This is a genomic window from Microvirga rosea, assembly GCF_020595095.1.
Taxonomy (GTDB): domain Bacteria; phylum Pseudomonadota; class Alphaproteobacteria; order Rhizobiales; family Beijerinckiaceae; genus Microvirga; species Microvirga rosea.
In genome coordinates, this window is record NZ_JAJDOP010000004.1 from 417,070 (window position 1) to 430,910 (window position 13,841).

General features: G+C 62.2%; 20 protein-coding genes. 10 read left to right on the forward strand and 10 right to left on the reverse strand.

Translation table 11 applies throughout. The features are described from left to right. Positions 1-237 (reverse strand): helix-turn-helix domain-containing protein, encoded by a 237-nt coding sequence (locus LJD17_RS13460; protein ID WP_227384694.1) that lies wholly within the window; start codon positions 235-237, stop codon positions 1-3. A gap of 97 nt (positions 238-334) precedes the next feature. Between LJD17_RS13460 and LJD17_RS13465 the strand changes: the two genes are divergently transcribed. Then, positions 335-574, forward strand: coding sequence for a hypothetical protein (locus LJD17_RS13465; protein ID WP_227384695.1), 240 nt, complete (start codon positions 335-337; stop codon positions 572-574). Positions 575-975: 401 nt separating this feature from the next. Here the strand turns inward: LJD17_RS13465 and LJD17_RS13470 are convergent, their stop codons facing one another. The 3 genes from LJD17_RS13470 to LJD17_RS13480 form a co-directional block, all read right to left on the reverse strand. Further along, complete coding sequence (locus LJD17_RS13470; RefSeq protein WP_227384696.1) at positions 976-1,263, reverse strand: hypothetical protein; 288 nt, start codon at positions 1,261-1,263, stop codon at positions 976-978. A 99-nt stretch (positions 1,264-1,362) separates the two neighbouring features. Continuing rightward, a complete protein-coding gene (locus LJD17_RS13475) occupies positions 1,363-2,124 on the reverse strand; it encodes a ZIP family metal transporter (protein ID WP_227384697.1) in 762 nt (253 codons plus the stop codon). A 128-nt stretch (positions 2,125-2,252) separates the two neighbouring features. Beyond that, on the reverse strand, positions 2,253-2,411 hold the full coding sequence (locus tag LJD17_RS13480) for a DUF3309 family protein (protein ID WP_227384698.1): 159 nt from the start codon (positions 2,409-2,411) through the stop codon (positions 2,253-2,255). Between the two features lie 294 nt (positions 2,412-2,705). Here LJD17_RS13480 and LJD17_RS13485 point away from each other — a divergent pair, with 294 nt between their 5' ends. Continuing rightward, positions 2,706-2,930 (forward strand): NepR family anti-sigma factor, encoded by a 225-nt coding sequence (locus LJD17_RS13485; RefSeq protein WP_227384699.1) that lies wholly within the window; start codon positions 2,706-2,708, stop codon positions 2,928-2,930. Continuing rightward, the gene (locus tag LJD17_RS13490) at positions 2,927-3,475 is read left to right on the forward strand and encodes a sigma-70 family RNA polymerase sigma factor (RefSeq protein WP_227384700.1); all 549 of its coding nucleotides are present in this window, start codon (positions 2,927-2,929) and stop codon (positions 3,473-3,475) included. The genes LJD17_RS13485 and LJD17_RS13490 overlap by 4 nt, the downstream gene beginning before the upstream one ends. Before the next feature lie 17 nt (positions 3,476-3,492). Here the strand turns inward: LJD17_RS13490 and infA are convergent, their stop codons facing one another. Together infA and LJD17_RS13500 are read right to left on the reverse strand one after the other, a co-directional pair. Beyond that, entirely contained in the window at positions 3,493-3,774 is a 282-nt protein-coding gene (gene infA / locus LJD17_RS13495; protein WP_224314919.1) for a translation initiation factor IF-1, read from the reverse strand. A 95-nt stretch (positions 3,775-3,869) separates the two neighbouring features. Beyond that, positions 3,870-4,079 (reverse strand): cold-shock protein, encoded by a 210-nt coding sequence (locus LJD17_RS13500; RefSeq protein WP_109595655.1) that lies wholly within the window; start codon positions 4,077-4,079, stop codon positions 3,870-3,872. Positions 4,080-4,415: 336 nt separating this feature from the next. Between LJD17_RS13500 and LJD17_RS13505 the strand changes: the two genes are divergently transcribed. The 5 genes from LJD17_RS13505 to LJD17_RS13525 all read left to right on the forward strand — a co-directional run bounded on the left by LJD17_RS13505 (position 4,416) and on the right by LJD17_RS13525 (position 9,160). Further along, a complete protein-coding gene (locus tag LJD17_RS13505; protein WP_227384701.1) occupies positions 4,416-5,330 on the forward strand; it encodes a BON domain-containing protein in 915 nt (304 codons plus the stop codon). Positions 5,331-5,491: 161 nt separating this feature from the next. Next, entirely contained in the window at positions 5,492-5,863 is a 372-nt protein-coding gene (locus LJD17_RS13510) for a hypothetical protein (protein ID WP_227384702.1), read from the forward strand. A gap of 61 nt (positions 5,864-5,924) precedes the next feature. Then, positions 5,925-7,532, forward strand: a complete 1,608-nt coding sequence (locus LJD17_RS13515; protein WP_227384703.1) for a methyltransferase regulatory domain-containing protein — start codon at positions 5,925-5,927, stop codon at positions 7,530-7,532. A 97-nt stretch (positions 7,533-7,629) separates the two neighbouring features. Then, positions 7,630-8,445, forward strand: a complete 816-nt coding sequence (locus LJD17_RS13520; RefSeq protein WP_227384704.1) for a nucleotidyltransferase family protein — start codon at positions 7,630-7,632, stop codon at positions 8,443-8,445. After that, complete coding sequence (locus tag LJD17_RS13525) at positions 8,438-9,160, forward strand: metallophosphoesterase family protein (protein ID WP_227384705.1); 723 nt, start codon at positions 8,438-8,440, stop codon at positions 9,158-9,160. Before LJD17_RS13520 ends, LJD17_RS13525 begins: the two co-directional genes overlap by 8 nt. 16 nt (positions 9,161-9,176) lie before the next feature. Here LJD17_RS13525 and LJD17_RS13530 read toward each other — a convergent pair whose 3' ends face one another. Beyond that, positions 9,177-9,335 carry a hypothetical protein gene (locus LJD17_RS13530; RefSeq protein ID WP_227384706.1) on the reverse strand — a complete coding sequence of 53 codons (159 nt, stop codon included), beginning with the start codon at positions 9,333-9,335 and terminating at the stop codon, positions 9,177-9,179. A gap of 12 nt (positions 9,336-9,347) precedes the next feature. Beyond that, the gene (locus LJD17_RS13535) at positions 9,348-9,566 is read right to left on the reverse strand and encodes a hypothetical protein (protein ID WP_227384707.1); all 219 of its coding nucleotides are present in this window, start codon (positions 9,564-9,566) and stop codon (positions 9,348-9,350) included. A gap of 129 nt (positions 9,567-9,695) precedes the next feature. Between LJD17_RS13535 and LJD17_RS13540 the strand changes: the two genes are divergently transcribed. Then, positions 9,696-10,277, forward strand: coding sequence for a type 1 glutamine amidotransferase domain-containing protein (locus tag LJD17_RS13540; protein ID WP_227384708.1), 582 nt, complete (start codon positions 9,696-9,698; stop codon positions 10,275-10,277). Positions 10,278-10,351: 74 nt separating this feature from the next. Here the strand turns inward: LJD17_RS13540 and LJD17_RS13545 are convergent, their stop codons facing one another. Both LJD17_RS13545 and LJD17_RS13550 read right to left on the reverse strand, forming a co-directional pair. Continuing rightward, positions 10,352-11,371 (reverse strand): Tim44 domain-containing protein, encoded by a 1,020-nt coding sequence (locus LJD17_RS13545; RefSeq protein WP_227384709.1) that lies wholly within the window; start codon positions 11,369-11,371, stop codon positions 10,352-10,354. Between the two features lie 64 nt (positions 11,372-11,435). Further along, on the reverse strand, positions 11,436-12,047 hold the full coding sequence (locus tag LJD17_RS13550) for a hypothetical protein (RefSeq protein WP_227384710.1): 612 nt from the start codon (positions 12,045-12,047) through the stop codon (positions 11,436-11,438). 490 nt (positions 12,048-12,537) lie between these two features. On the opposite strand from LJD17_RS13550, the gene LJD17_RS13555 reads away from it, so the two are divergent. Beyond that, positions 12,538-13,788 carry a Y-family DNA polymerase gene (locus LJD17_RS13555; protein WP_227384711.1) on the forward strand — a complete coding sequence of 417 codons (1,251 nt, stop codon included), beginning with the start codon at positions 12,538-12,540 and terminating at the stop codon, positions 13,786-13,788. Positions 13,789-13,841: the final 53 nt, after the last annotated feature.

Sequence of the window (13,841 nt, forward strand, 5' to 3'; positions counted from 1 at the left end):
TCAGTCGTTCTTGAGCCGCGATAGAAATGACGCTGTGTCGAGCTTCAGCGCCTCAGAGACTTCCAAAAACTCGATCACATCCAGCTGCCGTTCACCGCGCTCGTACTTGCTGACGAACGTCTTGTAGGCGCCCATCCGCTCGGCAAGCTCGTCTTGCGTCAGCCCCGCTTCCTTGCGCGCGGCCTTGAGCATGGCGCGCAGGCGCTCCTGACGCTTGGTGTGAATGGATTTGTTCATGCCCAGCCCACAATGAGGGGCTGTCGAAATATGCTGTTTCAGCAAATTAGCCAAAATAGCTACTTGCTATTTTAGCGAATTTTGAACATCATGAGCTATGCCCACCTCTTGGAAACACTCCCGCGAAGCCCCGCTCTGGCGGCGTCTGAAGCCGGCGCAGGCCGGGCGGGTGCTGGGGCAGTGCTATGGCGACAGCGCCGGGGCGGAGGCGCTGTTGCGGGCTTATCTGGCGGAGCGGGACCGCAACAAGGAGGCGGCGCGGTTCTGGCTCGCGGTCCATGCGAGGCTGGCGGAGACGGCGGCCGCTGCCGGGCCTCTTCTGTCTCCTTCGGGTTGAGCGGCTTTGGTGTTCCCCGAGGGTGCTTCCTGCGCCGCGCGGGCCGGGAGGACAACATTGTCATTCCGGGGCCGCGCAGCGGAGCCCAGAGCCGCTGAGGATCCCAGAAAAGACGCAACGGCTGCGGTAGTGCCTTATCTCGAACCGTTAGCGTTTATGGGTTCCGGGCTCTCGCGTTCGCTCGCCCCGGAATGACAGAGCACCACCGTCATTCCGGGGCGCCGCAGGCGAGCCCGGAACCCATACACGCTGAGGGTGACGAAAGAGAACGCAACGGATGCCAAGGCTCCTGATCCGGGAGCGGGAGCGGCTCTGGGTTCCGGGCTCTCGCGTTCGCTCGCCCCGGAATGACGGTTGCGGCACTGATATCCCGGCATGGCGACCGCGTTCGGTTCGGGTCCTCAGCTTGGCTGGCTCGCCAGGATTCCGGCCAGGACCGAGCCCACGAAGGTGAGAATCACGGCCGCGGTGGCTAGCGCCCTCGGCCACAGGAGCCCGGCGCGGCGGGCATCCGCGTACCAGCCTTTGAGGCTGCGCCATTGCCAATAGACCGAGAGGGTCCAGTCCTGCCGGTAGGGCCGGTTCTCCCGGCGGCAGATGTCCCAGACGATGCGGTCGTTGATCCGGTAGAACGCCACCGAGGCGGCCCCGAACAGCACGAGGCCGACCAATCCGAGCCTGCCCATCACCCGATGCTCCGGCTTCCTCCGGCGACGATCATGGCGGCAGGGCGGGACGCTTTTAGGGCAAGGCACGGGCCGGGGCCCACCCAACCCATTCGGCCGACCTCATCCGCCCAGGACGCGGGACAGGGTGAAAGCCGCCAGGAACCCGGCGACGGTGATGAGGCCCGCATAATCGTGGGCGATCTCGAACGCCTCGGGGATCATGGTGTCCGACAACATCGCCAGGATCGCGCCCGCCGCGACGGCGGTCACGAAGGCGACGACGCCGGGAGGCGCTCCGGCAAAGGCCCAGCACCCGAGCATCGCCGCGACCGCGGAAGCAAGGGCGATCCCGCTCCAGATCCCGAAGATGTAGGTGGCGGACCGTCCGGCCTTCTGCATCCCGGCGGCGCTGGACAGGCCTTCGGGCAGGTTCGACAGGAAGATCGCCGCGACCGCCACGAGGCCGACGCCCTCCCCCGACAGGAGACTGACGCCGATCACGATGGATTCCGGAATGCCGTCGAGAAGCGCCCCGAGGGCGATGGCAAGCCCGCTTCCGGCATCGCTGGGCTGGCGCGCGTCCTCCCCGTGGCCCGACCGCTTGCGGTGCCGGGCACCCCGCCGCGACAGGAGCAGGTTGGCTCCGGTGTATACGGCGGCGCCTGCGAGAAACCCGAGGGAGGTGGAGAGAATGCCGCCGGTCCGATACGCCTCGTCCATCAGATCGAACGACAGGGCGGAGATCAGCACCCCGCTGCCGAAAGCCATCACGGCGGCAACGAGGCGCTGGGGCAGCGTCAGGAAGTAAGCGATGGCCGCGCCGATCACCAGCGCCGAGCCGCTCAGCAGTCCCCACAGGCCGGCTTGGAGGGAAAGGGGCATGGTCTATTCCACAACGGGAAGGGAAACGCCGCCGGACCGCCCGAGTTCGGCAGCGCCTGAAAGGGTAACGCGCGGCCGGCTCGAGGCCGGCCACGCGCTCCGCGGGTCGGGGAAGCTCTAACGACCCGTCAGATTCGTCCCATCAGCAGCAGGATGATGAAGATCACGAGGATCACGCCGAGAATGCCGCTCGGCCCGTAGCCCCAGCCGCGGCTGTAGGGCCACGCGGGCACGGCGCCGATCAGAAGCAGGATCACGATGATGAGGAGAATGGTGCTGGTTGCCATGATGGTTTGTCCTTGACCTTGAGGCCGCCGGGTTTTGGGTCCGGTTAGGCCTGACGTTGCCTCTCGCACCCTGGGAATCGGAAGCATCCGGTTTCGTCCGCCCAGGGCATGCGTGAAAGAAACTTGGCGGTAAGGATTAAGTTCCGAAGGCACTCCGAGGAAGCGTGGCAGGAAATGACCGTCCGCAAGGGAACGATCAATGGAACCTGAGCGTTGAACCTCCGGCGATTGGGTGCCGCCATGAGCGCGACCCATTCTGGGAGGTCGCTAACCCGCATGGATCAGGATGACCCAATGAAAGCAAAAAACAGACAAGATTCGTCCCGTGATGAGCTCGACCCCGTCCCGGGCATGAGACAGTCGTCTCCCGCTCTTTCACGCTCCGTGCAGGCGCAGCTCGGCCAGAGACTGCGGCAGTTCTACGAGAGTCTGGCGCTCGGCGAGACTCCTGTTCCCGACCGGTTCATCGAAATCATCAATCGCCTCGATCAACGGGTTCCGGAGAAGCAGCAATCATGAGCATCGACGTGACACTCCGTGATTCCATGCTCAAGGCGACCCCAAACCTGCGCGCCTTCGCGATCTCGCTGACCAATAATGTGGATCGTGCGGACGATCTGGTGCAGGAAACCTTGATGCGGGCCATCGCCAACATCGACCGGTTCCAGCCGGGCACGAACATGCAGGCCTGGCTCTTCACCATTCTGCGCAATCTGTTCCATTCGGAATACCGCAAGCGCCGCCGCGAGGTGGAAGATGCGGACGGCAAGTACGCCTCGACCCTGTCGGTTCAACCGGACCAGATTCCGCATCTCGATTTCGAGGATTTGCAGAAGGCCCTCGCCCGGCTGCCGCACGACCAGCGCGAAGCCCTGCTTCTCGTGGGCGCCTCGGGCTTTTCCTACGAGCAGGCGGCGGACATCTGCGGCTGCGCCGTCGGCACCATCAAGAGCCGCGTCAACCGCGCCCGCAACCGGCTCGCGGAGCTGATGCACTTCACGGATATGGACGAAGACATCGGTCCCGACCGCGTGACCCTGTCGGTCATGGCCGCGGTCGCCTGAGAAAGGCGGCCGCGCGTTTAGCGGCGGCGGAACTGCTGACCGCCGCGCTGCGGCGGACGGGGGCCGGACGATGAACCCGAATCCTTGTGACGGAAGATGAGACGACCCTTCTCGAGATCGTAAGGAGACATCTCAACCGTCACACGGTCGCCCGCGAGGGTCTTGATGCGGTTCTTCTTCATCTTGCCGGCCGTATAGGCAATCACCTCATGCCCATTGTCGAGCTGAACGCGGTAGCGCGCGTCAGGCAGGATTTCGGTCACCAGACCTTCGAAGGTGATCAGTTCTTCCTTTGCCATGCAAAGCCTTTCGTCTCAAAAACAAAAAGCCGCTCCTGAGCGGAACGGCTGATGTGCAAGAGGGCGTGACCAGCACGCCCCCCGGCATCGAACCCTTACGCGTTCTGCAGGTTCACTGCAGAAGAGCGGCCGGTACGCTGATCGGTCTGAAGCTCGTACGAGATCTTCTGGCCTTCGCGAAGACCACGCATGCCGGCGCGCTCGAGCGCCGTCGCATGAACGAACACGTCCTTGCCGCCGTTGTCGGGCTGGATGAAACCATAACCCTTGGTTTCATTGTACCACTTCACGGTTCCCGTTTCCATGGGAATTCCCTTTCACTGTCGTTTGCACGTGGGCGGAGCGCCGAAACAGAACCACCCATTTAGTCGATATTGGTAGAGAGAAGGAACGTGCGCCCGGCAGTGCCAAAGCGAAGTAGCCCAGTCGTCCGGCCAAATGTCGATGACGAAATAACTAGGGGAAGGATGGGGCAATTGCAAGGCATCCTCCCCTTTTGCCCAGCTCTCCACCCCTAAAGCTTAACCGTCGGGGAACCGCCGCGATCGGGCGCCCGCCAGGAACCGTCTCGGTTTCCTGTCGTTGCCGTGGTGGGTCGCAACACGTGGCGACCGGCCTTTCAAGACATGAGGAACGCTCCTATGGCCAACGATCGTTATCGCTACGGCTCGGATCGATACCGCAACCGTTCGGAAGATTGGCGCGACAGGGACGAGCCCTTCGGCTCCCGCCGGTCCTTTGGCTCAGAATACGGCCAGGGCAGCCGGGGACCCGAGGATGACGGATACATCGCCCGCCGGGGCTTCGGGAACCGCTCGGCAGGATATGACCGGGGCCGGGACGATGAAAGCCGCTCCGACTGGTCCCGGGAACGGGATTACGGTGACTCGGCCGGCTACGGCTCCGGCGGATCGGCTCAGGACTGGCGCGACGTGGTGGGCGACGACCGCCGCCGCGGCATGTCCGGCTACGGCATGGACTACAGCCGGGACCGGGACACGGCCGCGGGGTACCGCTCGTCCTTCGACGATCGCGACCGCTCCGGAACAAGCACCTTCGGACGTGGATCCCGCGATTATGGCGAGGACCGGGGCTTTTTCGAACGCGCCAGCGACGAGGTTCGCTCCTGGTTCGGGGATGAGGAAGCCGACCGCCGACGGGATCGGGATATGCGTCAGGCGGAAAGCTACCATCGCGGCCGCGGTCCGAAAGGGTACCAACGCTCCGACGAGCGGATCCGGGAGGACGTGAACGACCGGCTGACGGACGATCCGCACATCGATGCATCGGAAATCGAAGTCACGGTCATGAGCCGGGAAGTCACCCTCAACGGCATCGTCCAGAGCCGTTTCGAGAAGCGGCATGCGGAGGATCTGGCGGAATCCGTGTCCGGTGTGACCCACGTCCAGAACAACCTGCGTGTCCGGCAAGTCGGGGATGCGGGCATGGGCGGCGGCACTCAGACCGGCTCGGGCACATCCCAGACGACCGGAAGCGCCTTCTCCGGCTCCGCTCAGCCGACGGGCCGGCGCACGACGAGCAGCTCCGACGTCTGAGACCGCTTTCCCGGATTTCGCTGATCCGAACTCATCACTCCCGAGGCCGGGCCCCTGGCCCCGGGAAGTTTCGTAGGATGACGCAGGTTTCTTGAATCGGCGCCTCTTGCCTTTCCCTTCGCGGCCTGCGACCCCATATCGGGCGGGGAGGCTCAAACTTCATGGCAGGAATTTCCGTCACGCTCGATGGCTCTAACATCCAACTGGCCTTTCAAAAGGGCGAGCAGTCCACGGCTGTCGTCATGGATCCCCATGCCGCCCGCTCGCTCGTCAAAGCCCTGAGCCAGCTTCTCGCCGCAATCGGCGAAGGATCGGAAGGCGAGGACGCCATGGAGGAAATCCTCGACGTGACCTCTTCGACGATCGACGTCGGCATGGACGAGAACGGACAGGCCGTCGTGGCCCTCCAGGCAGGTCCCATGCCCTCCTTCATGCTGCGGCTCAAGGACGACGAGGCCCGGCACATCGCCAACAGCCTTCTGGAAATTCTCAACAGCCCCCGAGACGTCAGGGTTTCCCTCGGAGGACACTGACGGCCGCAACGTTTCGCGGCAAAAAGGAAATTGGCCCGCCGATCAAGATACGATATATCGTATGATGACCGGGAGTACGGACGTCATGGCCAATTGGGCATCAGGATACGTCGTCGACGTTGATTATACACACGGGTTCTACCGAGAGCTTGCTCCAAGCTACCTGAGCTTTCTGGCGCTGATCCAAGGCATCCAAGCACCCGACCGGCGCAAAGGCACCCTCGCCTATTGTGAACTCGGATGCGGCCAGGGCTTTTCGACCAATGTGCTGGCCGCCGCCAATCCGCAGATCCGGTTCTACGCGACCGACTTCAATCCGACCCATACCGTCGGCGCCGAGAACCTGGCGCGCGCGGCGCAGCTCGAGAACGTCCATTTCTTCAATGACAGCTTTGCCGAGTTTCTGATCCGGGACGATCTGCCCGCTTTCGATTTCATAACTCTTCACGGGATCTACAGCTGGATCTCCCAGGAGAACCGCCGCAACATCGTCGAATTCATCCGCCGGAAGCTGAAGCCGGGCGGTATTGTCTATGCATCCTACAACACCATGCCCGGATGGGCCTCGGTCATGCCGCTCCGTCGCCTGCTCGTGGAGCATGCCAACGGGCAAAAGACCGGATCCCAAACCGCGCGCATCCGCGACTCCATCGCGTTCGCCGAGCGGCTGAGCCAGCTCGGCAGCCGGTACTTCGTGAATCATCCCAAGCTCAATGATCGTCTGAACGCAATCAAGGCGAAGGACTCCCATTACGTTGCCCACGAATACTTCAATTCTCACTTGAATCCCTTCTATTTCATCGACGTCGCCCAGGAACTGGAAGACGCGAAGCTTCGGTGGGTCGGTCCGGCCAATCCGCTGGAAACGGTCGACGAACTGAACCTCTCGGAAGAGCAGCGGAAGATCCTGGCCGACATCGACGATATTCCGCTGCGGGAAACGGTGCGTGATCACATCGTCGATCAGAGCTTTCGCAAGGATCTGTTCGTCAAGGGTCCTTTAAAGCTCGGCAAATCCATGGCCCGGGAACGATGGCTCGACATGGGGTTCGCCCTCTCTCAGCCGGATTCGGCCATTCCAACGGAGGTCAAGGGGAGAGGATACAACCTCCAGATCCAGCCGGATTTCCATGACGCTCTAACCGGTGCGCTCGACCATAAGCCCCAATCCCTTCGTGAAATCATGGCCGTGCCGAAGGTCGCGAAATATGGGATCGACAAGGTCATCCAAACCCTCGTCTGTCTCGTGGGCCAGGGACATTGCCATCCCTGCCTGCATCTCGATGAAGTTGCCATGCGCAGTTCCCACACCCACAACTTCAACAAAGCCGTCGCGACACACACGACGCACGAATATGTTTATTCGACCTTCGCTTCCCCGGTGACGGGAAGCGGTATCCGAATGGACCAGATCGATCAGATGATCTGGCTCGGACTCGAGCAAGGAGAACAGAACCTTCCCGAGTTCGTCTGGCGCACCATGCTCGAAACAGGCCATCGGCTGGCGAGAGATGGGAAAACCCTGTCCACGAAGGAAGAGCATGTGGAGGAACTTCAGGTCCGGGCGACCCGCTTCCAGCAGAAATCCATTCCCCTCCTCAGGACTCTCGGAATCGTGACAGACCGTGTTTCATCCGGAACCGTCCAGGGATTGCGGCTGAAGGCCTGAGGTCCTTCCGGATAAGCTTTCGCCTGCGGCCAAGGAACTTCATTACGGTCACCCGGTTGTCGAACGCGGGCAATTTGCTGCCCTTCGGACGAGGCCGATGACGGTTCATAACCCGGATTTTACCCCCATAGCCCATCCAGGCGTTCCCATTCTGGACGCGAAGGCGGAGCCAACCCTTCAGTATCCTGAATCCGAAGCATTTTATGCCGAGGCATTGCGGGAGCTGAACCAGCTTGGTCTTCCGTTTCTGCTGGCCGGCACCTACGCGCTGTCGGCCTACACGGGAATCACGCGCCCCACGAAGGATCTCGATATCTTCTGCAAGGCGGGCGACTACACACGGGTTCTGTCCCACTTCAAGAGCCTCGGCTACGCAGTCGAGATCGAGGATGATCGGTGGCTCGGAAAGGTCTTCAAGGGCCGCTACTTCTTCGATGTCATCTTCGCTTCTTCGAACGGCACAATGCCCATCGGAGACCAGTGGTTCGAGAATGCACGCCAGATCGAGGTTTTCGGCTCCCCTGTCCGTATCGTCGGACCGACGGAACTCGTATGGTCCAAGTGCTTCATTCAGCTGCGCCATCGTTATGACGGCGCGGACGTTGCCCACACGATCCTGAAGGCACACGACCTGATCGATTGGCACCGCCTGCTCGGCTATATGGAAGTGCATTGGGAAGTGCTGCTCATGCACCTTCTGAACTTCCGCTGGATCTATCCGACCGAGCGGGACAACATCCCGCGCTGGGTAATGAATGAGCTGCTCGACCGGCTGGCGAAACAGCTCGAGCTTCCTCCTCCTCAGATGAAAGTGTGCCGCGGGCGTATGTTCTCCCGTGTGGATTATGAGATTGACGTAAAGGAATGGGGCTTCGCCGACGTGGGCGGCGAAGGCGAATGGCGGAATGACTGACACAAACTCACCCCTGAAGGTCGCCGCCATGGGCGACCTTCATGTTCGCGAAGATAACTCTTCCTCTTATCGCGATCTCTTCGCTGAAATTTCAAAGGAAGCCGACGTCCTCGTCCTCGCCGGCGATCTGACGGACTTAGGAAAGCCTCGCGAGGCCGAGCTGCTCGCGCAGGACATCAAGACCTGCTCGATTCCCGTGATCGGCGTCCTTGGCAACCACGATTACGAGTGCGGCGTGCCGGAAGAGATCACCCACATCCTGCGAGATGCGGGCATGCGTGTGCTCGACGGCCAGTCCTGCGAAATCGACGGTGTGGGCTTTGTGGGCGTGAAGGGTTTTGCCGGTGGATTTGGTCGCCGCATGTTGGGATCGTTCGGCGAGCCCGCAATCAAGCAATTTGTCGGCGAAGCGATGAACGAAACAATCCGGCTCGAGAATGCCATGAGGCAGGTTCGCGCCAAGCGCTCGTTGGTAATCCTGCATTATGCTCCCATCATCGACACGATCGAGAGCGAGCCGCTTGAAATCTATCCGTTCCTCGGCTCCTCGCGGCTTGCGGAAACGATCGATCGCTTCAAGGTTTCCGCCATCGTGCACGGTCATGCCCACCGGGGACGCTTCGAAGGCCGCACGCCGGGTGGCCAACCGGTCTATAATGTGGCGAAACACATTGAGAAGCCGAATGGCAAACCCTATGCGATCCTGGAAATCTGATCGGGGATCGCGATGCTCACACGCTGTGCGCTTGCATGAACTGATCGTTGAGAAGGCTTGCCATGAGAGCCATGGCCCGTTCTTCGCTGAGCCCCGTCTCGACACAGCGGCCATCGCAGTAAACCGCCATTGTCGGACGTCCAGCGACAAGCTCTCGCTTCACTGCGATGTCCATTGTGATCGTCCTCTAGAACCGCGTTCCCGGATCCGTCGGATTTCCCGGCAGGTAGTCCGGCTCGGAGCCCGGACCGTGCGGATCCAGGATGCCGGGATCGTTCACCGGGTAAGGCGTCCGCGGACCTGTCGGACCCACGTCCGGCTGCTCGTCGGGGGGAGCCGGCGGAACCGTGCTCGGTATGTTTCCTCCAGGGACCGGATCCTGACCCGGGATGCCTGAGCTGGCCATTATCTTTCCTCGACATTTGCTTGTCCGAGGAGTCAACCAGCGGGCGCATGAGGGGTTCCGGCCTGATCGGCGGGAACTCTGACCCGCTTCGCCCGTTGCCCGGCCATTCCTCAAACGACGGAGCGTACCATGCCCGATATCAAGCAGGCGAAGATCCTCATCTTGGCTACGGATGGGTTTGAACAGGCCGAGCTGATGGTCCCGCAGAAAAAGCTGAAGGAAGCGGGCGCCACCGTCATCGTGGCGGCACCGAAATCGCGCCAAAAGCCGGATGGCATCCGCGGATGGGACGAAAAGGACTGGGGCGAGACCGTCAAGGTCGATCGGGATGTGGAAGAGATCGATCCGTCTGAATTCGACGCTCTTGTCCTGCCGGGCGGCCAGATCAACCCCGACAAGCTGCGGGTCGAAACGAAGGTGATCGAGATCATCCGCGCCTTCTATGGGAGCGGCAAGGTCGTCGCCGCGATCTGCCATGCCCCATGGCTGCTGATCGAAGCCGGACTGATCCGGGACCGCAACTGCACCTCCTATCACTCCATCAAGACGGATGTGATGAATGCAGGCGGCAGATGGCGGGATGAAGCCGTGGTGACCGATCAGGGATTAATCACGAGCCGCAACCCCGGCGACCTCGACGCCTTCAGCGCCAAGATCATCGAAGAAGTTCAGGAGGGGAGCCATTCCGGTCGTCGGCATGCCGCGGAGTGACGGACCTCTGATCGCGAAAAGGCGGCCAATCGTTGAAGATTGGCCGCCTTTTCTTTCAATACGAGAACTTCGTCTTAGCTCTGCTGGATCGCGGAGACCTTCCAGGGGCCACCCTGATCGCGACGGAACGTCCAGAGCTCCGTAGCCTCCACCGGGCGTGAAGGATCGCCCTCCACGACCCGTCCGGTCGCCTTGTCGGTGGTGACGTCGACCAGGGAGTAGCGCATGGCGACCGTCGCGTAATCCGTGGCGCCCTCGCGCCAGGCTTCGGCCAGGTCACCCTGGAGCAGGCGCACGCCGGAGACCGAATTGACGACGCCGCGCGCCGCGTTGTCGTTCAATTCCTCCTGCATGTAGCCAGCCATCTCGGGCGTCGCCAACGACCAGAGCTTCGCCACATCGTTACGGGAATAGGCTTCCTGCACGTCGGCCAGAGATCGCTCGAACGCTGCGTAGTCCCGTTCGCCGACCCCGACCTCGTCACGGACGGCCGGGCGTTCGGCGCCCTGCCCCATGGATCCGCCAAGACCGGTTCCCAAGCCAGCGCCCAGTCCTCCGAGACCACCGAGGCCCCCTTGGCCTGCCGGTGGAACGGACGAACCGCCGGAAACGGTCCGGTCATAGGCCTGCGGACCCGCGTAGGCAGGAGACTGCCGCCGCCGGAACCATTTCATGGCGAGCGAGACGAGGAACACGACCAAGCCGATCTGGAGCAGAAGTCCCAGGAGAGAGCCGATACCCGACAACCCGCCGAAGAAGCCATGGCCCATCAGCATCCCGAGAAGGCCGGCGCCGAAGAGGCCCGCCATCAGACCGGTCCCGAAACCGAACCGGCGCGGCTGTGCGACGGAAGGGTTCGGCATGCCGGGGCGGTTGAAAGCCGGCCCTTGATTGGGGATCTGCGAACGCTGCATGGGCGCAGCCGTTCCCGGTGCCGTGTTGGTGCTCGGAGGCGCGCTCCACGTGCGGCCGCCCCGCGAGCCGAAACTGCTCCGTCCCCCGCCGACGCGAGCCTCCGCCGCGCTGCCGGCGAAAACAAGTGCCGCCGCGAGCACCATCATGATGCGGCTGCGGCGAGAGGCGATGTTCATCATTGTCCTATATCATCCCTAAAGGGCGTGATGCCCGTGACTAAGATATGGGAGCTTGGCCGAGCTGCTAAAAGGGGTGCTTGAAAATCGGGCGCTGCCGCACCCGGCGCCGTGCAACGGCAAGCCAACCCCGCCGTTTGTCCCTGCTCAGGAAACCGCGCAGGCTCCGGCCCGTATCGGTTACGGCCGTCCGCACGGTAAGGATGAACCGCTTCGCCTGCCGCCAGAGCCGCGTTCCCTGGAGCCAGGCATGCACGATGTCGCGGATCGCGACGGTTTTTCCGAAACACCAGGCGAACCAGGCGATGGTGAGAAGCTTGTCCCGCCCGACGGCGAAAAGACGCTCCGCCAATCCAACTCCGACGACCTTGGCGACAAAGAAGGTGAGAAGCCCCGAGGCGAAATGCCCAAGGCTGAAAAGATAGAGGGCGTAGATCTTGAAGGGCTCGATGATCGCGAGAGGGACGAGAAACAGGGCCAGGATGCCGTAAGGCGGCAATCGGGCGATCAGGGCTTCCAGCCACCGCATGAACGGCAGGCGGGCGAAAGCCCGGACGGCCGGGATGACGAACGCCCGGAACGCATCGTCTATCAAGACGACGCAGATCGCCAGCACCAACAAAGGCGGATTCAGGATCCTCCGCAGGAATCGGGTTTGAAGCCTGGACGTAAGACGCATGCGGCGTAACCTCGCCATCGACCTGATGGCATGCACCCGGAATGTGGAGACCATACGGCCTTTCTTCAAATCCTGTCGGGCGACGCCCGCGATCCAGCAACGCGGAAATTCGGATACCGATGAAACGAACAGCCTATGTCTTGTGCTTGCTCCCGGCCCGCCGCGACCGCGTTGAATCCATTTGCGTGGCAAATCTCCCTACCTGAGACGGCAAAGATTCATACAATAGGCAATGGCGATTACTTGGCGTTCCGCCTTTGCCCCGGCGCACATTCTTTGTCGCGATCGAACATCTCGGCCCGGTTGCTCGGGAGACTCTTTTTGTTCGCCGTACGTTCGAAACAAGAACAAGATTTCCTTTCCCTAGGCTCCGTAAGGAAAGTGCAGTCTTCGAAAGATAAAACGATCCCCGTTATCCACAGCTCGCCGACTCGACTCTTCAAAATGCCTGTGTTCCTGTTTTGTTCAGACACACAGGAGTCCCCTCAAGATGCGAAAGCCCGCAGGCATAGAGCGGCTTTATGTCGATTTCGACTCGTTCTTCGCCAGTGCGGAACAGCATCTTCGGCCCGAACTGCGTGGCAGGCCGGTCGGGGTCGTGCCGATTGCCTCCGAGCATACCGGCCTGATCGCGGTCAGCCGTGAAGCAAAGCTCCGGGGCGTAAAACGAGGGGCGTTCGTCCGTGATGCGCGCCGTTTATGTCCCGAGATCGTTTTGGTGGTGGCGCGGCATGAACGCTATGTCGCCTTGCACAAGGACATCCTTCGGGCGATCGACACGGTGCTGCCCGTCAAGGGGATTTGCTCCATCGACGAAATGGTCTGCGCCCTCGCGCCCTCCGAGCAGAACCAGGCGCAGGCCCTGGGCCAGCGCGTCAAGGCAGCGATCGCGCACCATGTCGGCCCGACGCTCACGTGCTCGGTTGGTCTTGGCCCCAACGAGCTTCTGGCGAAGATCGCCGCAGAGATGGAAAAGCCGAACGGTCTCGTCGTCCTGCACCCGCAAGATCTTCCGGGTCCTCTCCTGTCGCTTGCCCTCACCGACATTCCGGGGATTGCGCGCGGCAACGCGGCGCGGCTCGCGCGGGCCGGAATCAACGATATGGCGGGCCTGTGGCGTCTTCAGCCGAAGGAACTGCGCCGCCTGTGGGGCAGCGTCGAAGGAGAGCGCCTCTGGATGGGCCTCCATGGCTATGCGGTGGAGCGGCCGGAAACGCAGCGGCGCATGTTCGGACATGGACGGGTTCTTCCGGCCGATTGGCGACACCTGAGCGGAGCCTATGCGTGCGCCCGGACGCTTCTGGCGAAAGCGGCAAGCCGCATGCGCCGAGGGCAGTTCTCGGCCAGGGCGCTGTCCTTATGGCTTACGGACCGGCATAGCGCCGGCTGGTACGGGGAGGAGCGCTTTCAGCCCACGGCCGACGATCCCTCGCTGCTTCGCAGTCTTGCCCGTCTTTGCACGCTCGCCGAAAGGGAACGTCCTCCGAACGAGCGACTTCGCAGCGTGCATGTCGCCCTGCATGATCTCGTAAGCAACAAAGACCTCGAAGAAGATCTCTTCAGCTTCACGACAGAGGCGGAAATCAAGCGCCGGCAGGAACATCTCTCCCTGCTCGCCGACCGGCTCAATGCCTATTACCGGGGTCCGCTCCTGCATTGGGGACCCTGGGCCGAGATCCCGGGAGGCTATGCGGGCGCCAAGATCGCCTTCAACCGCATTCCCGATGCGGAGGATTTCTGAGCGGATGTCGCGATCGCCCGGCGACAAACGGCGCCGGAATCCCGGCGCCGTCG